Here is a 23,028-nt window from a genome sequence, read left to right on the forward strand (position 1 = left end):
AGAGGCGGGGCCGTGGACCACGAGGGAGGCAGGGGAAAAAGGGGAAGAGGAAGGAGACACGGCCGGGGGGGGTGGGGGTGGGGGCTCGGGTTTTCCCCCCCCCCCCCCCCCCCCCCCCCCCCCCCCACGACCGGTGGGACGGCAGCACGCAGACGACGTCGAGGCCGAGGACGTGGTTCAGCCGTCCGAACGCGAGCCACGAGCCGAGGCACATGCTCAGCTCCACGACCTGCTGCTGGCTGTAGGCCGACGACATCCGCTTCCAGAACTCGTCGTCCAGGTTGTGGTGGTCGGTCGCGTACCGCTCGGCGTACTCGGCCGCCAGGCGCGTGCGCTCGTCGAAGAGCTCGGTCGTGCGCCAGTCGGAAACGGCGTCGGCGAACTCCTCTTCGACCTTGACGCCGTCGCGTTCGGTGCGCCAGTCGAGGCAGAAGACGCAGCCGTTGATCTGCGCGATCCGCAGCCGCGCGGCCTCGAACTCCCGCAGCCCCAACGTGGTGTGCTCGTAGACCGCGAGGGAGAACTGCGCGGCGGCGATCCCGATGCCGGGCACCATCTCGCCCCACACGTAGCCGATCGGGTCCTTGCCCTCGGGGATGTCGATGTTCACGAGCGCCTCCTTCCGAGCTTGCCGGCTGCCGGGCGCAGCGGGACGTCGAGTGCGTCGTAGAGACCGGGTTCCGCGGCGGTGAGCCAGTCGATCGCGCCGACGAGCCGTCCGACCGCGGTGGCGTTGCCGCCCGCGGACCGGTTTTCGCCTTCGTCGGAAGCTTCGATGCTGACCTCGATGCGGGGCCGGCCTTCGATGATCACGCGGTGGGCGCCGTCGCCGCTGGGCGGGTTCGGCCAGTCCGGCGCGCACGACGGGTGGATGCGCGTGACGTGCTCGATGACGATCCGCGGCTCGCCGTCGACGATGCCCTGGACCTCGAACCGCACCGCGCCCTGCGTGCCCTTCTCGAACTCGCCCATGGTCCGCGTGGAGACGGTTTCCTCGAGCGGACGCCGTTGCAGCGTCTCGCGCAGCTCGGCCACCTCGACGCCGAGGCCGCGCGCGATCAGCCGGACCTGCCCGCCCCAGACCATCGACGGCACGCCGGTCATCAGCATCGGCGGGTCGTAGTCCATCGGCTGGCCCATGCCGACCAGGTACCGGACGGAGTCGGGCTGCTCGTAGGTCGAGTAGTCGAAGATCTCCTGGCAGCGGATGACGTCGACGTCGGTGCCCAGGCCGCTGATCAGCAGCGGCAGCACGTCGTTGCCCCAGCCGGGGTCGACGCCGGAGACGAACAGCGAGCCGCCGCCGTCCTTGATCGCGGCCAGCACCGGGTCCCGCAGCTCCGGCGGCGCGTTGCGCTGATCGTAGAGCGGGTAGAGCGCCGGCGTGACGACCACCGCGCCCGCCCGGACCGCGCGCACGATGTCGGCGAGCGCGTCGTCGAACCGGACGTCGCCAGAAGCGGCGTACACGATCGCGCCGGGGCTCGCCGCGAGCACGGATTCGACGTCGTCGGTGGCGGTGACCCCGAGCGAGCCGACGCCGGCGAGCTCACCCGCGTCCTTGCCGACCTTGTCGGGGTTGTGCACGAGCACCGCGGTCAGCTTCAGCGCGGGATGGGCCTCGACGGCCCGGATTGCGGCACGGCCGACGTTGCCCGTGCCCCACACCACTGTGGCGATCATCTGCCCGAGTTTTCGCCGGTTCGCCGGAGTCCGGGAAGCGAATCGTTCCGGCCAGCGGACCGCGCGGACGCGGGTAGCATGCAGTGCGTCCGAACGTCGTATCGGAAGGCCTCGTGATGACGATCGATCCGAAACCCCGCAGCCGCACGGTGACCGACGGGATCGAGGCCGCGCCCGCCCGCGGCATGCTCCGCGCCGTCGGGATGGGGGACGGCGACTGGCGCAAGCCGATCATCGGCGTCGCCAGCTCGTGGAACGAGATCACGCCGTGCAACCTGTCGCTGGACCGGCTGGCCCAGGCGTCCAAGGAGGGCGTGCACGCGGCCGGCGGCTACCCGCTGCAGTTCGGCACGATCTCGGTGTCCGACGGCATCTCCATGGGCCACGACGGCATGCACTTCTCGCTGGTTTCGCGCGAGGTCATCGCCGACTCCGTCGAGACGGTCATGCAGGCCGAGCGGCTCGACGGCTCGATCCTGCTGGCCGGTTGCGACAAGTCCCTGCCGGGGATGCTGATGGCCGCCGCGCGCCTCGACCTGGCGTCGGTGTTCCTCTACGCGGGCACGATCGCCCCCGGCTGGGTGAAGCTCACCGACGGCACCGAGAAGGACGTCACGCTGATCGACGCCTTCGAGGCGGTCGGCGCGTGCCGGGCGGGGCGGCTCGGGACCGCCGACCTCGACCGCATCGAACGGGCCATCTGCCCTGGTGAGGGCGCCTGCGGCGGGATGTACACGGCGAACACGATGGCCTCGGCGGCCGAGGCGATGGGGATGAGCATGCCGGGGTCGGCCGCGCCGCCGTCCGCGGACCGCCGCCGCGACCACTACGCGCACCTCTCCGGTGAGGCCGTGGTCGGGCTGCTCGAAAAGGGCATCACCGCGCGCGACATCCTGACGCGCGAAGCGTTCGAGAACGCGATCACCGTCGTGATGGCCCTCGGCGGCTCGACGAACGCCGTGCTGCACCTGCTGGCCATCGCGCACGAGGCGAAGGTCGAGCTGACGCTGGACGACTTCAACCGCGTCGGCGACCGCGTGCCGCACCTGGGCGATTTGAAGCCGTTCGGCAAGTACGTCATGAACGACATCGACCGCCACGGCGGCATCCCGGTGCTGATGAAGGCGCTGCTCGACGAAGGCCTGATCCACGGCGACGCGCTCACCGTCACCGGCCGGACCGTGGCCGAGAACCTCGCCGAGCTGGACCCGGACCCGATCGACGGTGAGGTCCTGCGCAAGCTGGACAACCCGCTCCACCCGACCGGCGGGATCACCATCCTGCGCGGCTCGCTCGCGCCCGAAGGCGCCGTCGTGAAGTCCGCGGGCTTCGACACGTCCAACTTCGAAGGCCCGGCTCGCGTGTTCGAACGCGAGCAGGAGGCGATGGCCGCGCTGACCGAAGGCCGGATCGAGGCGGGTGACGTCGTGGTCATCCGCTACGAAGGCCCCAAGGGCGGACCAGGCATGCGCGAGATGCTCGCGATCACCGCGGCGATCAAGGGCGCCGGGCTCGGGAAGGACGTCCTCCTGCTGACCGACGGCCGGTTCTCCGGCGGCACCACCGGCCTGTGCATCGGCCACGTCGCGCCCGAAGCCGTCGACGCCGGGCCGATCGCGTTCGTCCGCACCGGCGACCGGATCGCCGTCGACATCAAGGGCCGCAGCATCGACCTGCTGGTCGACGCGGCCGAGCTGGCGCGGCGCCGGGAGGGCTGGGAGCCGCTGCCGAACAAGTTCCCGGAAGGAGTGCTGGGCAAGTACGCCAAGCTGGTCCGGTCGTCGTCCTACGGCGCCGTCACGAGCTGAGCGAGGGCGCGCTTGTCGACCTTGCCGACCTCGGTGAGCGGCAGCGCGTCGGCGAAGGAGACGCTCGCCGGGACGTAGTGGTCCCGGCCGAACGCGCTCCTCGCGTGGTCTTTCAGTTCGTCCGCGGTCACCTCGCCGGACGCGACGACCACGGCGTGCAGCACCTGGCCGTCCACGGTGTGCCGCCCGAAGACGGCCGCCGCGCGGACCGCCGGGTGCGTCGCGAGAGCGTGTTCGACGACGGTCGAGGGCACCTTCGTGCCGTGCTCGCCGACCACGACGACGTCGTCGACGCGGTCGAGCAGGTAGAGGTACCCCTCGTCGTCGAAACGGCCGAGGTCGCCGGTCCGCAGCCAGCCGGCGCCGATCTCGGGGCCGCCGAGGTAACCGTCCATCATGGACAGTCCGCGCACCTCGACCTCGCCGTCGGTGAGCCGGGCCTCCATGCCGGGCACGATCCGGCCGACCGAGCCGAGCCGCTCGGGGTGGCCGACCAGCTCGGCGGCGGAGATGCTCGCGATCATCGGGGCCTCGGTCAGGCCGTACCCCTGGCCGACCACCGGGCCGAAGACGTCGAGGGCCTGCGCGAGCCGGTGCGGCGGCAGCGGCGCGGCGCCGAGCGAAAGGGACCGGACGCTGCTTACGTCGGTGCTCTCCAAAGCCGGGTGGTCGAGCACCGCGGCGAGGCGCGGCGGCGTGAGGGACAGCGTGTCGATCCGGTGGTCCTGGATGGCGGTGAGGACCGCGCCCGCGTCGAAGCCGTCCTGGAGCACGACGGTGTCGCGGCGCAGGAGGGCGCCGAGCACGGTGGCGTTGCCGGTCATGTGCGTCATCGGCGCGACGAGCAGCGTGCGGCCGGGGCCGTCCGGGTTCGGCGTGAAGATGTACGCCATGCCGTCGTAGATGCCGCTGTGGCGGATGAGCTTCGGCGTGCCGGTGGTGCCGCCGGTGGGGAAGAGGAGACGGACGGCGTCGGGAATGTCCAGCTCGTGCGGCTCGGCGTCGAGGTCGTCGAGCGTGCGGACGTCGCCGGCAGGCCAGGCGTGCGGGCGGTCGGTGACCACCGTGGTGACCCCGGCCGCGGTGGCCGCGGCCCGGCGGTCGGGGTCCGGCGCCGAGGTCGCGACCAGCAGCACGGTCGCGCCGCGCAGGAGGGCGGCGAGCTGGACGAGGAGGGTCTCGGGGCGGTTGGGCAGGTCGACCGCGACGACTTCGGTCGCGCCCAGGCCCGCGTGCAGCCGGCGCAGGCGCTCGCGCGCCTGGTGGTAGGTCGTGACGCCGTCGTGGTGGAACAGGACGCGGTCACCACCGTCGTCGAGCGCGGCGAGGGCGGCCGTCAGGAAGAAGCTCACCCGCCGGACGGTACTCAGTCCTGGTAGGAGAGCTTCGCGAGTTCCTCGTCGAAGTCGAACCAGTCGCTCTCGCTCCCGCCCGGGATGCTCTCGTAGGTGCGGTCGAGGAAGGCCGCGATCTCCTTCGCCGGCGCTTCGAGCACCGCGGCGCCGTCGGGCGAGTTCAGCTCCACCACGACCAGCGCGGGGTCGCCGCCCGGGCCGACGCGGACGTCACCGTCGCCGCAGCGGGCGAGCAGGCCGTCGGCGAGCAGGTCGCGGCCGAACAGCCACCGGACGGCACTCGGGCCGGCGTGCAGCACGACGGCGACCGCGTACGGGTCACGGGTGTCGTACTCCAGCTCCGCCGGCACCGGCCGCGGCGCCGCCCCGAAGGTCCGCAGGGCGAAGTCGATGCTGGCGCTGGTCACGCTGTGCGGGTCGGCCATGGGGACAACCTTTGCTACTCGTCGGTTAACTTCGTCGGGTTCCAGAGATAACCCATGGTGAGTTCAACGCCCAGCGTTCCGAAAAACTTTCACGCTTCAGAGTGATCAAGAAGTGTCGGAAGTCACCGGCGCTGGGAAAAAAGGGCAACCGGGTCACACACGGTGACCGCCTTCGGTCACGGCGGGTGGGTGCCGAGCCAGACGTTCGGAGCTGCGAGCCCGGCGGACAGGTCCGGGCGCCGGAGTTGCCCCGTCCGAGTGGGACACGCCTCCTCGTGGGCTCCCGGACCAGTCCGCGCCGCCGACCGGCCGCGAACCCCTCGTACCGGCCGGAGGGCCGGTGGGTGAGGTGGAGGTTGCCGGGCATGGGTGAGCGAGGGCGGCTACGGCTGCAGACGGACGACAGCCCGTCGTCCGTCCCGACCGCCGAAGAGCTGTTACGGCGCGTGGCGGCCGGGGACGAACCGGCGTTCGCGTCGCTGTACGACCTCATCGCCGGTCCGGTGCTGGGGCTGGTGACGCGCGTGCTGCGCAACCACGCCCAGGCCGAGGAAGTGGCTCAGGAGGTTCTGGTGGAGGTGTGGCGCAAGGCCACGAGGTACGTCCCGGAACGCGGCAGCGCGCTGTCGTGGGTGCTGACGATCGCGCACCGCCGGGCCGTCGACCGCGTGCGCTCGCACCAGGCCGGGCTCGACCGCGAGGAGCGGGCCGGCCGGATGGACGTGCAGCGGCCGTTCGACGAGGTCACCGAGTCCACCCTGGCCACACTCGACCAAGAGCGGGTGCGCCAGTGCCTGTCCCAGCTGACCGAGCTGCAGCGCGAGTCGATCGTGCTCGCCTACTACAACGGCTACACCTACCCGGAGGTCGCCGAGGTGCTGAAAGTGGCGCCCGGCACCGTGAAGACGAGGATCCGAGACGGCCTGATCCGGCTGCGCGACTGCTTGGGGGTGGATCGATGACCGCCGAGCTGCACACGCTGACCGGCGCCTACGCGCTGGACGCCGTGTCCGATGTGGAGCGTGCCGGGTTCGAACGGCACCTCGGGGAGTGCGCCGCGTGCCGGCAGGAGGTGGCCGAGCTGCGGGCGACCGGAGCCCGGCTGGGCGCGGCCGCGGCGGTGGACCCGCCGCCGTCGCTGCGGGCGGCGGTGCTCGCCGAGGTGGCGGCCACCCGCCAGCTGCCACCCCAGGTGTCGAAGCTGCCGGTGGCGCGGAAACTCAGCCGCGCCAAGACATGGCAGCTGCGGATCGCGCTCGTCGGCGCCGCCGCGGCGGCCGTCGTGGCGGTCGCGGTCGGGGTCACCAGTGTGGCCACCGCCCCGCCGCAGCCGGTCGACTCGGTGCTGGCCGCCTCGGACGCTTCGGCGATCCAGGGCGTCGGCAAGGGTTCCACGACGCTGGTCGTTTCGCGCAGCCGCAACCAGGCCGTGCTGCTCGCGTCCGGTCTGCCGGTCCTCGACGCGGGCCACGCCTACCAGGTGTGGTTCCTCGGCAAGGACGGCGCGCGGTCGGCCGGGCTGATGCAGCCGGAGACCCCGGACCGGATGCGGCCGATGCTGGCCGAGCTGCCGGCGGGGGTCGACCGGATCGGCCTCACGGTCGAGCCCGCGGGTGGTTCCGGCGGCCCGACCACGCCGCTGGTCAGCACGATTTCGCTCGCCTGACGCGCCGGGAAAGCGCCGCAAGCGCTTTCCCGGCGCGGGTGACCCGTATCACCCGATCGGGTGCCAATCCGTTTTCCCCGCAGTGTCGAATGCCTGACAAGAAACAGTTCGGTGAACTGTCAAATCCGCTTATTGGAGTGATTTTCGTGACCAAGCTTCGTGTCGCAGGAATCGGCCTTGCCGCTGTCGCCGCGCTTTCGCTGACCGCGTGCAGCGGCAGCGACACCGCTTCCTCGGGCAGCTCCAGCGCCCCCGCGCCGTCGTCTTCGATGGCCGCCCCGTCGTCCAGCGCCGACTCGGGCGCGTCGAACGGCATGACCACCAACGCCGACGTCTTCGGCCCCGCGTGCGGCCAGCTGCCGCAGGGTTCCGCTCCGGGTTCGCTGGACTCGATGGGCCCGCAGCCGGTCGCGTCGGCCGCGTCGACCAACCCGCTGCTGACCAAGCTGGTCGCCGCGGTGAAGGCCACCAACCTGGTCGACACGCTCAACAGCGCGCCGTCGATCACCGTGTTCGCGCCGGCCGACCCGGCGTTCGCCGCGCTGGGTGACGCGAAGTTCGCCGAGCTGGCGGGCAAGCCGGCCGAGCTGTCGCCGATCCTGCAGTACCACGTCGTCGGCAAGCGTTACGACGCCAAGGGTCTCGAGGGTGCCGGCACGCTGGAGTCGCTCAACACCGCCGGTGGGCCGCTGAAGATCGAGGGCTCGGGTGAGAACATGACCGTCAACGGCGCGAAGATCCTGTGCGGCAACATCCCCACCAAGAACGCCACGGTCTTCGTGATCGACAAGGTGCTGACCCCGGGCACCAACAAGTAAGTCAGGAATTGCGGCCCAGTTCGGGGCCGAGCCGTTCCGCGATGTCGGTGAGGATCTGCACGTAATCTTCGTGGTCGAAGGTGAACGGCAGGGCGAAAGCCACCTCATCGACTTCGCGGAATCCGGCGTGTTCCTGCAGTCGTTCGGCGATTTCCGCCGACGTCCCGACGAAGTCGGGGGAGAACAGCATCCGCGCCGGGCCCTGCGGTTCTTTTGTCCGCGGGAGCCGTTTCTCCGCATAAGCCCGGTATTTCGCGCGCTGCTCCGGGGTCGCGCTGTCGGTCGGCACGACGACCAGGCCCTGGGAGACCCGCGCCGCCTCACCGTCCGGGTGGGCGGCGCGGAACGCCTGGATGTGCGAGAGCTGGATCTCGGCGAAGTCCGTGCTCTCGCCTTCGGCCTTGACCACGCTGCTGGTCAGGAAGTTCATGCTGTGCTTGCCGGCCCACTCGGCCGAGCGCAGGCTCGCCCCGCCGTACCAGAGGCGCCGCCCGAGGCCGGGCGACTGCGGCTGCACCCGGTCGGAGAAGACTTCGAAGCCCTGGGTGCCGCTGAAGCCGGTCGCCGGCTCACCGCGCACGAAGTCCAGCAGCCGCCGGACGCGGTCGTAGCCGAAGTCCTCGGCATCGGCGGTGTCCGGGTAGAGCGCGCGTTTGACCTCGTCGTAGCGCATCGGCGGGCCGACGCTGATCCCCGGGTTGAGCCGCCCGCCGGAGAGCAGGTCGACGGTCGCGAGGTCCTCGGCGAGCCGCAGCGGGTTTTCCCAGCCGAGCGGGATGACGGCGGTCCCCAGGTCGATCTTGCTGGTCCGCTGCGACGCGGCCGCGAGCACGGCAACGGGCGACGAGATGCCGTACTGCAGGTGCCGGTGCCGCACCCAGGCGCTGTCGAACCCGAGCCGTTCCCCGAGCTCGATGATCTCCAGGGTCGACTCGTGCCCCCGCCGCGGGTCGGCCGCGTCGAAGAGGCCGATGGTCAGGAAGCCGAGCTTCCGCAGAGGTCGGGACACGGTCTCGATTCTGCCTGCGGTGGCTGGGGTGGCCTCGGGTGTTCCACCAGGTGAACACGAACGGGTTCGGGCTGGGGCTGCGCGCCTCGAGCCGAGCGTGGGTTTCGCCCGGGACGGATGTTTACCTCGAATCGGCGAAGGCGGCCATGCCTTCGCGGCGGCGCGTGCTCACCTCCGCCGCGTCCAGCGGGACGATCACCAAAACTAAGCCGGGTCTCGCAGGCGGTCCAGGCCGTCGAGGATGATGTCCAAGCCGAACTCGAACTCCGTCTGGTCGTCGCACCAGCCCAGCGTCGAGTCCGGGTCGTCGTGGGCTATCTCCGTCAACATGCCCACCAGGTTCGGCAGCTGGGCCGCCATCTCCGCCGGCACATCCGTCGACTCTCCCGCCGCCGGATCGAACAGCTCCTGGCTGAACCCCAGCGCCCGGCTGCCGAGTGCGTGCAGGGCGTGGTGGACCAGGTCGTGGGAGAACCCGCCCTCGCGCATCAGGCCGACCAGCGCGTCGTAATACCTCAGCACCGCCAGGCTCGTCGACGACCGCGTTTCGAACAGCTCCGGCGCCCAGCGGTGGCGGAGGAACACCTCGCGCGCCGTGAGGATCCGGCGTCGCACCGCCTGCTTCCAGTCAGCCGCAGGCTCGAGCCTCCCGACGCTCTCGTTGATCTCCCGCGCGACGACCTCGACGATCCCGTCGAGCACGTCCTCCTTCTTCGCCACGTGGTAGTAGAGCGACATCGCCTCGGCGCCGAGCTCCTCGGCGAGGCGGCGCATCGTCAGCGCCCGCAGTCCGTGCTCGTCGGCGAGCGCGACCGCCGCGCGCAGGACGCGGTCACGGCTCAGCGGGATCCGGGCTTCGGTGCTCACGCCCAAGATCGTACAAGGTAAGGCCCCTTGACCGCCTTACGGTGTACGACGTACCTTACGGCGTAAGACTTACATCGTAAGAACGCTGGAGGCGACATGAAAGCCCTGGTCCTGCGCGCGTACGGCACCCTGACCTTCGAAGACGTCCCCGATCCGGTGCCCGCCGAGGGGGAGGTGCTCGTCCGGGTGCGCGCCACCTCCGTCAACCCGTACGACTGGCACCACCTGAGAGGCGAGCCGTACATCGCGCGGGTGATGCCCCGCGGGTTCGGCCTGCGCCGGCCGAAGCTCGGCATCCTCGGCTGCGACCTGGCCGGGCGGGTCGAGACGGCGGGCAAGATCTTCCGCCCCGGCGACGACGTCTACGCACTGCTCCCCGGCGGCGGGCACGCCGAGTACGTCTGCGTGCGCGAGGACCTGCTGGCGCCGATGCCGGCGAACCTCACCCACGAGCAGGCCGGGGTCATGCCGGCGGCCGCCGTCACCGCGATGCTCGCGCTGCGCGGGGTCGAAGCGGGGCAGCGGGTGCTGGTCAACGGTGCTTCCGGCGGGGTCGGCACCTTCGCCGTCCAGCTGGCCAAGGCGCTCGGGGCGCAGGTCGACGCCGTGTGCGGCGCGGCCGGCGACCTCGTCCGCTCGCTCGGCGCCGACCACGTCGTCGACTACCGCGAAGCGGACTTCACGCGCAGCGGGCGGTGCTACGACGTCGTGCTGGACATCGCGGGTGGCCACTCGCTCGCGGCGTGCCGGCGGATCCTGGCGCGCGACGGGGTGTTCGTCGCCGTCGGCGGCCCGGCCGGCCGGTGGCTGGAGCCGGCCGGGCACACGTTCGCGGCGCTGGCCGCCGCTCCTTTCGTCCGGCGGAAGGCCGTGCTGGCGGACGTGGTGGCCTGCCGGGACAAGAAGGCGATCCTGGCCGAGCTCACCGCGCTGGCGGAACGCGGCGCGGTCACGCCGGTCGTCGACCGGAGTTATCCGTTCGACGACCTCCTCGCGGCGTTCGCGTACCAGGAAGCCGGGCACGCCAAGGGAAAAGTGGCCGTCACGCTGTGACCCCGGGAGGCGCGCGGGGCGCCTCCCGGGGCGGGCTCAGCCGTTGTGCGGGCAGTTGCCCCGGTAGTCCGAAATGGACAGACTCGTGCTCGGGATCGGGCACAGGAACTGTTCGTACCGCGTGTCGTCGTCGATGAAGCGCTTGAGCCACGACAGCGTGTACTTGGCGATCGTCGTGTTCGCCGAGTTCGGCGCGAAGTGGCTGGCGCCGCGCAGTTCCAGGTATGCCCGGTCCAAAGAGGACGGCAGGCTCGTGTAGAACGGGATCGAGTGCGACGCCACCGGCGCCACGGTGTCGGACTGCGCGCCCACGACGAGCGTCGGCACGCGCAGCGAAGACCAGTTCTTCGTCAGGTTCCAGCCGGTCAGCGGGATCGCGGCCTGCAGGGACGGCCGTGAGCGCGCCGCCTCCAGCGTGCCGCCGCCGCCCATCGAGTGCCCGACGACGCCGAGCCGGCTGCTGTCGATCCGCGACCGCACCGAGCTCTGCTGCGTCAGGTAGTCGAGCGAGGCCAGCAGCTGCCGGCCCCGGCTGTCGGGCTGGTCGCTGGTGGTCAGCGTGTCGATGGTGAACACCACGAAGCCCTGCGACGCCAGCCGCGGGCCCAGCCAGGAGATGCTGGACTGCGTGGCCGTGAAGCCGGGGGCGATGGAGAGGGCGCCGAACGTGCCGGCGGTGGTCGAGGTCGGGTAGTAGATCGTGCCGCCGCCGAAGCCGGAGACGGCCAGGCGCGACACGGTGGTGGTGCTGGTCGCGAAGGAGCCCCGGCTGGCTTCGATGCTGGAGGTGGTCGGGGCCGGGCCCCGTTCGTAGGGGTTGGCCGCGGCCGGGGCCGGTGAAGCGACCCCGGTCGTCAGCGCGAGGGCGGTCAAGACCACGCCGGCGGCCTTGGCGCGCCACCCCCGGCGGCGGGAAACGCTCTCACCCAGGCCAGACGGCGTCGGCGGGCTGGTGAGTACGGACATGGTTCGCTCTCTTTCCCCGGGCAGGCGAAAGCGCGCCCGGACAGGACGGGCAGACCGATGGAACCGTTGCGCGGCAACGAAGAGCGTGCCGCAAGCGGGATGCGGGGCAACCGCTTTCCCGTCGCCCTATGAAACACTTAGGCGAAATGTTCCACAACGGCCGAACGGGTGAGGAGTTGGCCGACTGGGCGCTTGCTCAGTGAACTACGGCGGGTTCCAGGGCGCCCTGGACCAGCGTGTCGAGCAGGGTGGTCGCGACGGCGAGGTCGACGGTCCGCGCGGCCAGGACGTCGGAGTACAGGAACGACTCGCCGAGCCGGACGACGGCGAACGCCAGGTCCGGCAGGCCGACCAGCGGGGTCAGCCCGGCCGCCTCGGCGTCGGCGCGGAAGAGGTCGACGTGCGCGTCGACCAGGGCCGGCTGGACCGCGCCGCGCGGGTCGGTGAGCACGCGCAGCGCGACCGTCGACTCCGCCTCGATCAGCTTCCGCATGCCTTCGTTGCCGGCGACTTCGCGGCGGTACTCCTCCATGACCCACAGGGACCGCAGCCGGCCTTCGGGGGTCCGCGCCGCGTCGCCGTGTTCGGCCCGCCAGTGGCCGAGCGCGCGCTGCCAGGTCCGGTCGGACAGCAGCCGCAGCCCGGCGCCCATCAGGTCGTCGCGGTTGCCGACCCGGCGGAAGAACGTCGTGCGCGAGATCCCCAGGTCGGCGGCCATCCGGCCGAGGTCGAGGCGGGTCCCGGCGAACAGCAGCCGCGCCGCGTGCCGGACGATGTCGTCGGTCGAGACGGTCACCGGCCCACCCTAGTCCGGGCCGGTTACCTTGAAGTGCGTGCCACCACCGGGGTTACCGTGGTGGGGTGCGCGTAGACATCTGGTCCGATCTCGTCTGTCCCTGGTGCTATCTCGGCAAACGCCGCTTCGAGCGGGCGGTGGCCGAGCTCGGTGTCGACGTCGAGGTGGTGCACCACTCGTTCCAGCTCGACCCGTCGTTCCCGCGCGGGGAGTCCCGGCCGACGCGGGAGATCCTTTCCGAGAAGTACGGGCGGACGCTCGAAGAAGCCGACGAGATGGAGGCGCAGATGGAACAGCGCGCCGCCGCCGACGGCCTCGAGTACCACCTCGACGGTGTCCACATGGGCAACACCGTCGACGGCCACCGGCTGGTGCACCTGGCCGCCGACCGCGGGCTCGCCGACGCCGTCGTCGACCGGTTCTACCGCGCGCACTTCACCGAGCGGCGCTCGCTGTTCGACCGCGACTCGCTCGTCGAGCTGGCGGCCGAAGCGGGCCTCGACGCCGCGGAAGCGCGTGCGGTGCTCGAGTCGGACACCTACGAAGCCGAGGTGACGGCGGATGGTGAGCAGGCGCGGGCGCTCGGCGCCACCGGGGTGCCGTTCTTCGTGTTCGACAGCCGGTTCGGTGTCGCCGGCGCCCAGTCGCCCGAGGTGTTCACCCAGGTGCTGCGGCGCGCGCTGGAGCCCGCGGCGGGCTGAGCGTCAGCGACGGCGGCGGCTGCGCGAGAACCGAGAGCGGTCGGTGGCCACCCCGGCCAGGTGCAGGGCGACGCACAGCAGGCCGGCGGTGGTCAGCGTCCCGGTGGTGATGACCGGGCCGAGCCCGAACCCGGCGAGCTCCATGATCAGGGCCAGTCCGAAGAGCACGGCGGCGAGGATGGCGAGCACGATGGCCTCGTTTCTGCTGCGGTAGGGCCGAATGGTCCACACCACTGCGACATTCGCGATACCGGGGGATCCGGCTCGGTGGCCAGTAATTCCCCCGGTCCCGCGCGGTCAAACGAGGTTCTCGGCCGGGGGCGGCGCCGTGCTGGAGCGGACCACCAGCTCGGTCGGGACGCTCACCGGCTCACCGGCCTCCGCGCCCGTCTCGATCTCGGCCAGCAGCGCCGAAACCGCGTGCCGGCCCACCGCCTCGAACGACTGGCGGATCGTCGTGAGCGGCGGCCAGAAGTGCGCCGACTCCTCCATGTCGTCGAACCCGACGACGCTCACCTCGCCCGGCACCGACCGGCCCGCCTCGTGCAACGCGCGCAACAAACCCAGTGCCATCTGGTCGTTCGCGACGAACACCGCCGTCACCGCCGGGTCGGCCGCCAGGCTCAACCCCGCCTGGTATCCCGATGACGGGGACCAGTCGCCGGTCAGCACGTCCGGCACCACGCGGCCCGCACGCTCCAAAGTGGTCTGCCACGACTTCCGGCGCCGCTCGGCGGAGTAGGACTGCGGCGGGCCCGCGATGTGCCAGACCGTCCGGTGGCCGAGGTCGAGCAGATGCCGGGTCGCCGTGGCGGCGCCGTCGGCCTGGTCGGTGTCGACGACGGGGTAGTCGTAGCGCGCGCTGGAGTCGATGACGACCACCGGAAGACCGTGCGGCAGCTCGATTTCGCTCCGGTCGAGCTGGTGCTGCTCGATCAGGATGATCACGCCGTCGACGGCCTGCTCGTTCAACGTGCTGAACGCGCCGGTGACCTCACCCTGCGTCGGGCGGGTCACCGGCATCAGGATGATCGAGAACCCCTCCGGGACGACGGCCGCCGCGATGGCGTCGAGCGTGCGGCTGTTGCCGAAGGTCGGCAGCGCCGAGATGATCACGCCGATGCTGCGGAACTTGCCGTTGCGCAACGCCCGCGCCGCGCTGTTCGGCCGGTAGCCGACCCGGCGCATCGCCGCGAGGACCCGCTCGCGGGTGGCGTCGTCGACGTTCGTCTTCCCGTTCGCGACGCGGGACACCGTCTGGCCCGACACGCCGGCCTCGCGGGCCACGTCCGCCATCGACGGTCCACGACGCGGGGCTGCAGCCGGCACGGGTACTCCTCGGGTGTCCTGGACATGTTTACGTCAACACGTTACCCTCCGGTCGTTCATGTTGACGTAAACATCCGCGCGAACCACCGGAGGGACGATGACGTCCACAGCGGCTCCGCCGATCCCGGCGCCGCCCCGCGCGAAAGCCGCCCGGCGCCCGAAGCGGCAGTGGCGCGGCTGGCTCTTCGTCGCCCCGTTCATGCTGGTGTTCCTGCTGACGTTCCTCGCACCCGTCGGGTACGCGTTCGTGCTCAGCCTCTTCCGCGACCAGGCCTTCTTCGGCGGCACGGTATTCGTCGGCGCGGACAACTACGTGCAGGTGCTCGGCGACCCGAAGTTCTGGGAGTCCTTCCGGCGGGTGCTGGTGTTCCTCGCCGTGCAGGTGCCGGTCATGCTGCTGCTCGCGCTGGTCGCGGCGCTGGCGATCGACAGCGCGCGGCTGCACGCCGCCGGGTTCTTCCGGATCGTGATCTTCCTGCCGTACGCGGTGCCCGCCGTCGTCGCGGCCCTGATGTGGGGCTTCCTGTACGGCGACCACTTCGGGCTCGCGGCGGACCTCAACCACCTGCTCGGCCGGGACGTCGTGAAACCGCTGTCGGAGAACTGGATGCTCGCGTCCATCGGCAACGTCGTCACGTGGGAGTTCGCCGGGTACAACATGCTGATCTTCTACTCGGCGCTGAAGGTGATCCCGAGGGAGCTGTTCGAGGCCGCCGCGATCGACGGCGCCGGCGCGTTCCGCACCATCTTCCATGTCAAGCTCCCGGCGATCCGGGGCGCGATCGTGATCGCCACGATCTTCTCGATCATCGGCAGCTTCCAGCTGTTCAACGAGCCCAACATCATGCGGACGCTGGCGCCGAACGTGATCGGCACCTTCTACACGCCGAACATGTACGCCTACAACCTTTCCTTCGGCGGGCAGCAGTACAACTACTCCGCCACGGTCGCGATCGTGATGGGCGTGATCACCGCGGTCATCGCCTACGTCGTGCAGCTGCGCGGCACCCGGAAGGGGATGTGACGTGGCCGCGTTCTCGGTGACGCGGCCCCGCCGCTCGCGCGTCCTCACCACCGTCATGGCGTTGTACCTGCTCTACACGCTGGTGCCGCTGGTGTGGCTGCTGATCAACGCGTCGAAGACGCAGACGGCGCTGTTCTCGACGTCCGGCCTGTCCTTCGGCGGCCCGTTCGCCCTGTTCGACAACATCGCCCAGACGTTCACCTACAACGACGGCATCTTCTTCCGCTGGCTGGGCAACACGCTGCTCTACGTCGTGGCCGGCGCCGGCGGCGCGACGATCCTGGCCACCGCGGCGGGTTACGGCCTGGCCAAGTACCGCTTCCCCGGCCGCCGGGGTGTCTTCGCCGTGGTGCTCGGCGCCGTGGCCGTGCCCGGCACCGCGCTCGCCGTGCCGACGTTCCTGATGTTCAGCAAGCTCGGCCTGACGAACACCCCGCTCGCCGTCATCATCCCGTCGCTGATCAGCCCGTTCGGGCTCTACCTGATCTGGGTCTACGCCGCCGACGCCATCCCGGACGAGCTGCTGGAGGCGGCGCGGATCGACGGCGCGGGCGAGCTGCGGATCTTCCTCACCGTGACGCTGCGGCAGCTGGTCCCCGGGATCGTGACGGTCGCGCTGTTCACGATGGTGCAGACCTGGAACAACTACTTCCTGCCGCTGATCATGCTCAGCGAGCCCAAGTGGTACCCGCTGACCGTCGGGCTCAACCAGTGGAGCGCGCAGGCGAACGGCGCCGGCGCGCAGCCGATCTTCCACCTGGTGCTCACCGGATCGCTGCTCACGATCGTTCCCCTCGTCCTCGCTTTCCTGCTCATGCAACGGTTCTGGCAATCGGGGCTGAGTGCGGGCAGCGTCAAGCAATAGCCGTCACACCGTCGTGAAGGGACACTCGATGTCACGCATCCGCAGTCGCGCCAAGGCGGTCCTCGCCGTGGCGCTCGCCGCCGCACTGGCCGCCGGCTGCTCTTCCGGGAGCTCGTCCGGGCCCGCCGCCGCGACCGGCACCCAGGACTCCGTCGACGCCGCGCTGAAGGCGGGCGGGACGATCACGTACTGGAGCTGGACACCGTCGGCGAAGGACCAGGTCGCCGCGTTCGAGAAGGAATATCCGAACGTCAAGGTCAACTACGTGAACGCGGGGACGAACAAGGAGGAGTACACCAAGCTGCAGAACGCGATCAAGGCCGGCACCGGCGGCCCGGACGTCGCGCAGATCGAGTACTACGCGCTCCCGCAGTTCGCGCTGACCGACTCGCTGGCCAACCTCGACCAGTTCGGCTTCGGCGCGTTCGAAAAGGACTACAGCGCTTCGACGTGGTCGAGTGTTCGCGTGAACAACGGCACGTTCGGCCTGCCGCAGGACTCCGGGCCCATGGCGTTGTTCTACAACAAGGAAGTCTTCGACTCCAGCGGCATCACGGTGCCGAAGACGTGGGACGAGTACGTCGCCGCGGCCAAGAAGCTGCACGCGGCAGACCCGGCGAAGTACATCACCTCCGACACCGGTGACCCCGGGTTCGCGCTCAGCATGATCTGGCAGGCGGGCGGGCGCCCGTTCAGCGCCGACGGCCGCAACGTCAAGATCAACCTGGCCGACGCGGGCGCGAAGAAGTGGACCGCGCTGTGGGACCAGCTGATCCAGGGCAAGCTGCTCGCCCCGGTCAAGGAGTGGTCCGACGACTGGTTCCGCGCGCTCGGTGACGGCACCATCGCCTCCCTGGTCACCGGCGCCTGGATGCCCGGCAACTTCAAGTCCTCGGTCCCCGGCGGCACCGGGAAGTGGGCGGTCGCGCCGATGCCGACCTACGACGGGCAGCCGGTGACGGCGGAGAACGGCGGCAGCACCCAGTCCGTGCTCAAGCAGAGCGCCAACCCGGCGCTGGCGGCGGCGTTCGTGCGCTGGCTCAACCACGGCAACGGCGTCAAGCCGTTCATCGCCAGCGGCGGGTTCCCGGCCACCACGGCGGACCTGACGTCGCCGGCGTTCGTCGACGAGGCCGTGCCGTACTTCGGCGGCCAGAAGATCAACCAGGTGCTGACGCAGGCGTCGAAGGACGTCGCGAAGGGCTGGACGTACCTGCCGTACCAGACCTACGCCAACAGCGTCTTCAGCGACACCGTCGGCAAGGCCTACCTGAACGGCACCGGGCTCGACGCCGGGCTCGCCGAGTGGCAGAAGGCGCTCGTCGACTACGGCAACCAGCAGGGCTTCACGGTCAGCGCCGGATGAGCGTCGTGATCGAAGGCGACGCGGGCGAGGTCGCCGGCCCCGTCCCGCGCCGCCTGTTCGGCTCCTTCGTCGAGCACCTGGGCCGGAGTGTCTACACGGGACTGTTCGAGCCCGGTCACTCCACTTCGGACGATCGCGGCTTCCGCGGCGACGTCCTGGCGCTGGTCCGGGAGCTCGGGCCGACCGTCCTGCGGTACCCCGGCGGCAACTTCGTCTCCGCGTACCGCTGGGAGGACGGCGTGGGCCCGGACCGCCCGGCCCGGCTCGACCCGGCCTGGCACAGCGTCGAGTCCAACCGCTTCGGCCTGCACGAGTTCGCCGCGTGGGCCGAAGCCGCGGGAGCCGAGGTGATGTACGCGGTCAACCTCGGCACCCGTGGCCTCCAGGAGGCCGCCGACGTCCTCGAGTACTGCAACCATCCGGGCGGCACCGAGCTGAGCGAACGGCGGCGCGCGAACGGCGCCGACGAGCCGTTCGGCTTCAAGCTGTGGTGCCTCGGCAACGAGATGGACGGCCCGTGGCAGATCGGCCACAAGACGGCCGGTGAGTACGGCCGCCTGGCCGCCGAGACCGCACGGCTCATGCGGATGATCGACCCCGACGTCGAGCTGGTCGTCGCGGGCAGCTCGCACGCCGACATGCCGACGTTCGGCGAGTGGGAGCGCACGGTGCTGCGCCACACCGCGGGCCTGGTCGACCACATCTCGCTGCACGCCTACTACCAGGAGCTGGACGGCGACACCGCGAGCTACCTGGCCAGCGGGGCCGCGCTGGACCGGTACATCCGCACGGTGGCGGGGATCATCGACGAGCTGGGGCTCGACGTCGGGATCAGCGTCGACGAGTGGAACGTCTGGGACCTGCGCCGCTGGAACGAGACCGACCAGGCCCGGCTCGCCGCGGGCGGCTGGCGGGAGCACCCGCGGATCATCGAAGACGACTACACGGTGACCGACGCGGTGGTCGTCGGCTCGCTGCTGAGCTCGCTGGTGCGCAACGTCGACCGCGTCACGATGGCGAACCAGGCGCAGCTGGTGAACGTCATCGCGCCGATCCGCACCGAACCCGGCGGGCCGGCCTGGCGGCAGACCACGTTCCACCCGTTCAAGCTCGTCGCGGAGCTGGCCCGGGGGTCGAGCCTGCGGCTGTCGGCGACCGGCGACCGCCTGCATACCGCTCGGCATGGGGAAGTCGACCGCGTCGACGCCGCCGCGACGCTCGGCGACGGGCACGGCGCGGTGTTCCTGACCAACCGCGCGACGGCGGCGAGCACCGGCGTCGAGATCCGGCTGCGCGGTGCGCACTTCGACGCCGTCACCGCCGAAACCCTCACCGACGCGCAGCCGGCGCCACTTTCGGCCACCGCCACTTCCGATCCCGGAGGGACCACGATCACCGTGACACTGCCGCCCGCGTCCTGGACCGCGCTCCGGTTGGCGGGTCCGCATGCCTGAGTTCGTGCTGGGGGAGAACGACTTCCTGCTCGACGGCCGCCCGTTCCGGATCCTTTCCGGCGCCCTGCACTACTTCCGGGTGCACCCGGACCTGTGGGCCGACCGGATCGACAAGGCCCGGCGGATGGGGCTGAACACCATCGAGACGTACGTGCCGTGGAACGCGCACGCGCCGTCGCCGGACGTGTTCGACCTTTCCGACGGCCTCGACCTCGGGCGGTTCCTGCGGCTCGTCGCCGACGCCGGGATGTACGCGATCGTCCGGCCCGGGCCGTACATCTGCGCGGAGTGGGACAACGGCGGCCTGCCGGCATGGCTGTTCCGCGACCCTGCCGTCGGGGTGCGGCGGTTCGAGCCGCGGTACCTGGCCGCCGTGCGCGAGTACCTGAGCCACGTCTACGAAGTCGTCGCACCCCAGCAGATCGACCGCGGCGGGCCCGTGCTGCTCGTGCAGATCGAGAACGAGTACGGCGCGTTCGGCGACGACAAGCGGTACCTGCGCGCGCTGGCCGAGCACACGCGGTCCCGCGGGATCACCGTGCCACTGACCACTGTGGACCAGCCGGACATGCTCGAAGCCGGCAGCCTGGACGGCCTGCACCGCACCGCGTCCTTCGGGTCGAACGCCGAGGCGCGGCTCGCGACCCTGCGCGCCCACCAGCCGACCGGGCCGCTGATGTGCAGCGAGTTCTGGAACGGCTGGTTCGACCACTGGGGCGCCCACCACCACACCACCCCCGCCGCGGCCGCGGCGGCCGAGCTCGACACGCTGCTCGCCGCGGGCGCGTCGGTCAACCTGTACATGTTCCACGGCGGCACCAACTTCGGGCTCACCAGCGGCGCCAACGACAAGGGTGTCTACCAGCCCTTGGTGACCTCCTACGACTACGACGCGCCGCTCGACGAAGCCGGGGATCCGACCCCGAAGTATCACGCCTTCCGCGACGTCATCGCCCGCTACCACAAGGTTCCGGATTCCGTGCCGCCCCCGGCGCGGCCCGCGCCGGCTCTCCGTGCCGCGTTGGGCGACCCCGTCCGGCTGCTCGACGCCCCCGATCGTTGGGGCACCTGGGAGTTCCACGAAGAGATTCCCGCGTTCGACGACCTGACACCGACACCGCGACTGGCGTTGCTGCGCACGTCCGTGACGGGGGACCTGCCCGGCGTGCTGACCTTCGGCGAGGTCCGCGACCGCGCGACGGTGTTCTTCGACGGTCAGCCTGTGGGCACGCTGCTGCGGGAGCACCACGACCGCGCGGTCGCCCTGCCCCGGGCGAACGGCGAGCTGCTTGTGCTGGTCGAGGACCAGGGCCGGGTCGACTACGGCCGGCGCATCGGCGAGCCGAAGGGTGTCATCGGCGGCGCCGTCCTGCACGGTGAACCCCTGACCGGCTGGGACGTGCTCCCGCTCGACCTGGCGGCGCTGCCCGAGCCGGTCGCCCGGTCCACTGTGGAGGGACCGGTGGCCGGGCCGGTGCTGCTGCGTGCTTCGGTGGACGTCGAGGCGCCGGCCGACCTGTTCCTCGACACCGGGGAGTGGGGCAAGGGAATGGTGTGGTTCAACGGTTTCCCGCTCGGCCGGTACTGGCGACGCGGGCCGCAGCGGACGCTGTACGTGCCGCGCCCGGTCGTCCGGGCGGGCGCCAACCGGCTCGTGGTGCTCGAACTGGACACGATGCTCGACCCGGCGGCCCGGTTCGTCCCGCGGCCGCTGCTGGGGCACACGGAGGCCTGAAAGTCGCTCCACCGGAACGAAAGGCAGTTCGACGATGAACCTGCGGCGTTTCCTGACCGTCCTTTGTGTACCACTGGCCGCGGCGGGAGCCATCGCGGCGCCGGCGTCCGCGGCCACCGCCGTGACCGTGAAACCCGACCCGATGTACCGGCAGCAGCCGTTCGAAGGCTGGGGCGCCAGCCTGGCGTGGATGGCCGAGGCGACCGGCGGGTACCCGGACGCGGTCCGGACCAAGCTGGCCGACCTCGTCTTCGGCGCCGACGGGCTGAACCTGAACATCGCGCGCTTCAACATCGGCGGGGGCAACGCGCCCGACGTCCCGCCGTACCTGCGTCCGGGCGGCGCCGTCCCGGGCTGGTGGCGGGCGCCGGCCGGCACCACCCGAGTCGACCAGGACTGGTGGACTCCCGGCGACCCCGCCGAGTTCACCACCGCCGCCGACCCGAACCAGCGCTGGTGGGTCGACCGCATCAAGGACCGCGTCACGAAGTGGGAGGCGTTCAGCAACTCGCCGCCGCTATTCCAGACGGTCTCGGGCTACGTCTCGGGCGGTTTCACCGCGACCGCCGAGCAGCTGCGCACCGACCGGATCGGCGACTTCACCGCGTACCTGGCGCAGGTGGTGCGGACGCTCGAACGCGCGCACGGCATCAGGTTCTCGTCGGTCGACCCGCTGAACGAACCCAACACGAACTACTGGAAGACCACGCTGGGCGCCGACGGCAACCCGACCGGCGGGCGGCAGGAAGGCGCGCACGCCGGGCCGTCGGTCCAGGCGCAGCTGATCCCGGCGATGGCCGCGGCGCTGCCCGGGACCACGGTCTCCGCGCCCGACGAAACCAACCCGGACCTCTTCGCCGCCGACTGGGCCGGCTGGTCCGCCGCAGCGCGCGCGGCGGCCGGACGGCTCAACGTGCACACCTACGGCACCGGCAACCGGCCGGTCCCACGGGACATCGCCAAGGGCGCGGGCAAGCCGCTGTGGATGAGCGAGGTCGGCGGGAGCTGGCTGGACCGGCAGGACTTCACCAGCATGGACCCGGGACTCGGGATGGCTGCGCAGATCACCGATGACCTCCGGCTGCTCGAGCCCGGCGCGTGGGTGGGCTGGCAGCCGATCGAGGACTACGACAACATGAAGCCCGGCGGGGAGACCGCAGCCGGGATGAACTGGGGTGAGATCCAGGTGTCGTTCGGCTGCTCGTCAGTGGACTGTCCGATCAGGACGAACACGAAGTTCGACACCATGCGGAACTTCACCCACTACATCCGGCCGGGCGACCGGCTGGTGGCGGTGAACGACCCCGCGTCGGCGGCCGCGATGCGCGGCGAGAACCTGGCGACGGTTGTCCACACGAACTCCGGGACGACCGAGCAGGACGTCACGCTGGACGTGTCCGGCTTCGGCGCGATCCGGCCCGGCGCTTCGGTGACGCCGGTCGTCACCGACGTCACCGGTGCGCTCAAGCGGGGCAAGCCGGTGCGGGTGACGTCGGGTCGTGCCACGCTGCGGGTGCCGGCGCGGTCGGTGACGACGTTGGTCGTCGACGGTGTCTCCTCGGCGGCCGTGGGGACGGGCCTCGGCTCGGGCAAGCCGTTCAGCTTCACCGGCGTCCAGAGCGGCAAGTCGCTGTCGGCGGAGAACGGGGTGCTGGTCCAGCGCACGACGGACGCTTCGGCGGCCGCGCAGCGCTGGACGCTCACCGACCGCACGGGCCGCTACGGCAACCGCGACCGGTTCACGATCACGTCGACGGCGACGGGCCAGGTGCTCGCCGCGGCCGGCGGGGCGGTGACGCTGGCGCCGCCGGGCACGACCGGAGCTCTGTGGACGCTGTCGACGACCGGTGACGGCACCTGGACGTTCGTCAACGCGGCGGACGGTCAGCTGCTCGACGTCACCGGTGAGGCACGGGAGGACGGGGCGCGGGTGGGGCTGTACCGGCCGACGAACGGGCCGAACCAGCGCTGGCAGGCCGTGGCTCGCTGACCCGGGCGGGGGGGGGGGGCAGCAGGGAGGCCACCCCGGCCAGGAACCAGACGGTGGTGGGGGAGGGGGCCAAGGGTTGGGCCTTTATCCACCAAGCCCACGACTCCGTGACCGGCAG

22 protein-coding genes are annotated in these 23,028 nt (G+C 71.1%); 13 read left to right on the top strand and 9 right to left on the bottom strand.

All coding sequences use genetic code 11. The features are described 5' to 3' along the window. Window positions 1-353: 353 nt before the first annotated feature. Window positions 354-509 carry a hypothetical protein gene (locus ACZ63J_RS28935; protein WP_465439676.1) on the top strand — a complete coding sequence of 52 codons (156 nt, stop codon included), beginning with the start codon at window positions 354-356 and terminating at the stop codon, window positions 507-509. A gap of 97 nt (window positions 510-606) precedes the next feature. Here ACZ63J_RS28935 and ACZ63J_RS28940 read toward each other — a convergent pair whose 3' ends face one another. Then, the gene (locus ACZ63J_RS28940; RefSeq protein ID WP_465401014.1) at window positions 607-1,683 is read right to left on the bottom strand and encodes an NAD(P)H-dependent amine dehydrogenase family protein; all 1,077 of its coding nucleotides are present in this window, start codon (window positions 1,681-1,683) and stop codon (window positions 607-609) included. Between the two features lie 116 nt (window positions 1,684-1,799). Here ACZ63J_RS28940 and ilvD point away from each other — a divergent pair, with 116 nt between their 5' ends. Continuing rightward, complete coding sequence (gene ilvD / locus ACZ63J_RS28945) at window positions 1,800-3,491, top strand: dihydroxy-acid dehydratase (protein WP_465401015.1); 1,692 nt, start codon at window positions 1,800-1,802, stop codon at window positions 3,489-3,491. Here ilvD and ACZ63J_RS28950 read toward each other — a convergent pair. Both ACZ63J_RS28950 and ACZ63J_RS28955 read right to left on the bottom strand, forming a co-directional pair. After that, window positions 3,470-4,843: a class I adenylate-forming enzyme family protein gene (locus tag ACZ63J_RS28950; RefSeq protein WP_465401016.1), complete on the bottom strand. Its 1,374-nt coding sequence runs from the start codon at window positions 4,841-4,843 to the stop codon at window positions 3,470-3,472. The two genes, ilvD and ACZ63J_RS28950, sit on opposite strands and share 22 nt — an antisense overlap. Window positions 4,844-4,857: 14 nt before the next feature. Further along, on the bottom strand, window positions 4,858-5,271 hold the full coding sequence (locus ACZ63J_RS28955) for an SsgA family sporulation/cell division regulator (protein ID WP_465336659.1): 414 nt from the start codon (window positions 5,269-5,271) through the stop codon (window positions 4,858-4,860). 365 nt (window positions 5,272-5,636) lie between these two features. Here ACZ63J_RS28955 and sigK point away from each other — a divergent pair, with 365 nt between their 5' ends. The 3 genes from sigK (at window position 5,637) to ACZ63J_RS28970 (ending at window position 7,755) form a co-directional block, all read left to right on the top strand. Beyond that, entirely contained in the window at window positions 5,637-6,233 is a 597-nt protein-coding gene (sigK, locus tag ACZ63J_RS28960) for an ECF RNA polymerase sigma factor SigK (RefSeq protein WP_465401017.1), read from the top strand. Further along, on the top strand, window positions 6,230-6,937 hold the full coding sequence (locus ACZ63J_RS28965; RefSeq protein WP_465401018.1) for an anti-sigma factor: 708 nt from the start codon (window positions 6,230-6,232) through the stop codon (window positions 6,935-6,937). The genes sigK and ACZ63J_RS28965 overlap by 4 nt, the downstream gene beginning before the upstream one ends. A gap of 146 nt (window positions 6,938-7,083) precedes the next feature. After that, window positions 7,084-7,755 carry a fasciclin domain-containing protein gene (locus tag ACZ63J_RS28970; protein WP_465401019.1) on the top strand — a complete coding sequence of 224 codons (672 nt, stop codon included), beginning with the start codon at window positions 7,084-7,086 and terminating at the stop codon, window positions 7,753-7,755. Window position 7,756: 1 nt separating this feature from the next. Here the strand turns inward: ACZ63J_RS28970 and ACZ63J_RS28975 are convergent, their stop codons facing one another. Next, entirely contained in the window at window positions 7,757-8,764 is a 1,008-nt protein-coding gene (locus ACZ63J_RS28975; RefSeq protein WP_465401020.1) for an LLM class flavin-dependent oxidoreductase, read from the bottom strand. A 204-nt stretch (window positions 8,765-8,968) separates the two neighbouring features. After that, window positions 8,969-9,631: a TetR/AcrR family transcriptional regulator gene (locus tag ACZ63J_RS28980; RefSeq protein ID WP_465401021.1), complete on the bottom strand. Its 663-nt coding sequence runs from the start codon at window positions 9,629-9,631 to the stop codon at window positions 8,969-8,971. Window positions 9,632-9,727: 96 nt separating this feature from the next. Here ACZ63J_RS28980 and ACZ63J_RS28985 point away from each other — a divergent pair, with 96 nt between their 5' ends. Continuing rightward, window positions 9,728-10,684 carry an NAD(P)-dependent alcohol dehydrogenase gene (locus ACZ63J_RS28985; RefSeq protein ID WP_465401022.1) on the top strand — a complete coding sequence of 319 codons (957 nt, stop codon included), beginning with the start codon at window positions 9,728-9,730 and terminating at the stop codon, window positions 10,682-10,684. Between the two features lie 36 nt (window positions 10,685-10,720). On the opposite strand, the gene bdeA is transcribed toward ACZ63J_RS28985, so the two are convergent. Together bdeA and ACZ63J_RS28995 are read right to left on the bottom strand one after the other, a co-directional pair. Further along, window positions 10,721-11,650, bottom strand: a complete 930-nt coding sequence (bdeA, locus tag ACZ63J_RS28990) for a bis(hydroxyethyl) terephthalate hydrolase (protein WP_465401023.1) — start codon at window positions 11,648-11,650, stop codon at window positions 10,721-10,723. A 196-nt stretch (window positions 11,651-11,846) separates the two neighbouring features. After that, window positions 11,847-12,446, bottom strand: a complete 600-nt coding sequence (locus ACZ63J_RS28995) for a QsdR family transcriptional regulator (RefSeq protein WP_465401024.1) — start codon at window positions 12,444-12,446, stop codon at window positions 11,847-11,849. A gap of 65 nt (window positions 12,447-12,511) precedes the next feature. Between ACZ63J_RS28995 and ACZ63J_RS29000 the strand changes: the two genes are divergently transcribed. Continuing rightward, window positions 12,512-13,147 carry a DsbA family oxidoreductase gene (locus ACZ63J_RS29000; RefSeq protein ID WP_465401025.1) on the top strand — a complete coding sequence of 212 codons (636 nt, stop codon included), beginning with the start codon at window positions 12,512-12,514 and terminating at the stop codon, window positions 13,145-13,147. Between the two features lie 3 nt (window positions 13,148-13,150). On the opposite strand, the gene ACZ63J_RS29005 is transcribed toward ACZ63J_RS29000, so the two are convergent. Next, window positions 13,151-13,336: a hypothetical protein gene (locus tag ACZ63J_RS29005; RefSeq protein ID WP_360683721.1), complete on the bottom strand. Its 186-nt coding sequence runs from the start codon at window positions 13,334-13,336 to the stop codon at window positions 13,151-13,153. Between the two features lie 108 nt (window positions 13,337-13,444). After that, window positions 13,445-14,443, bottom strand: coding sequence for a LacI family DNA-binding transcriptional regulator (locus ACZ63J_RS29010; RefSeq protein ID WP_465401299.1), 999 nt, complete (start codon window positions 14,441-14,443; stop codon window positions 13,445-13,447). A 130-nt stretch (window positions 14,444-14,573) separates the two neighbouring features. On the opposite strand from ACZ63J_RS29010, the gene ACZ63J_RS29015 reads away from it, so the two are divergent. Genes ACZ63J_RS29015 through ACZ63J_RS29040 form a run of 6 tightly spaced genes read left to right on the top strand, consistent with a single transcriptional unit; the run spans window position 14,574 to window position 22,910 of the window. Then, the gene (locus ACZ63J_RS29015) at window positions 14,574-15,500 is read left to right on the top strand and encodes a carbohydrate ABC transporter permease (protein WP_465401026.1); all 927 of its coding nucleotides are present in this window, start codon (window positions 14,574-14,576) and stop codon (window positions 15,498-15,500) included. Window position 15,501: 1 nt separating this feature from the next. After that, a complete protein-coding gene (locus ACZ63J_RS29020; protein WP_465401027.1) occupies window positions 15,502-16,365 on the top strand; it encodes a carbohydrate ABC transporter permease in 864 nt (287 codons plus the stop codon). 28 nt (window positions 16,366-16,393) lie between these two features. After that, window positions 16,394-17,731, top strand: a complete 1,338-nt coding sequence (locus tag ACZ63J_RS29025; RefSeq protein ID WP_465401028.1) for an ABC transporter substrate-binding protein — start codon at window positions 16,394-16,396, stop codon at window positions 17,729-17,731. Then, window positions 17,728-19,185 (top strand): alpha-N-arabinofuranosidase, encoded by a 1,458-nt coding sequence (locus tag ACZ63J_RS29030; RefSeq protein WP_465401029.1) that lies wholly within the window; start codon window positions 17,728-17,730, stop codon window positions 19,183-19,185. The genes ACZ63J_RS29025 and ACZ63J_RS29030 overlap by 4 nt, the downstream gene beginning before the upstream one ends. Next, window positions 19,178-20,920: a glycoside hydrolase family 35 protein gene (locus tag ACZ63J_RS29035; protein ID WP_465401030.1), complete on the top strand. Its 1,743-nt coding sequence runs from the start codon at window positions 19,178-19,180 to the stop codon at window positions 20,918-20,920. The genes ACZ63J_RS29030 and ACZ63J_RS29035 overlap by 8 nt, the downstream gene beginning before the upstream one ends. A 34-nt stretch (window positions 20,921-20,954) precedes the next feature. After that, window positions 20,955-22,910: an RICIN domain-containing protein gene (locus tag ACZ63J_RS29040; RefSeq protein WP_465401031.1), complete on the top strand. Its 1,956-nt coding sequence runs from the start codon at window positions 20,955-20,957 to the stop codon at window positions 22,908-22,910. Window positions 22,911-23,028: the final 118 nt, after the last annotated feature.

It is taken from the genome of Amycolatopsis sp. NPDC104863 (genome assembly GCF_055582965.1).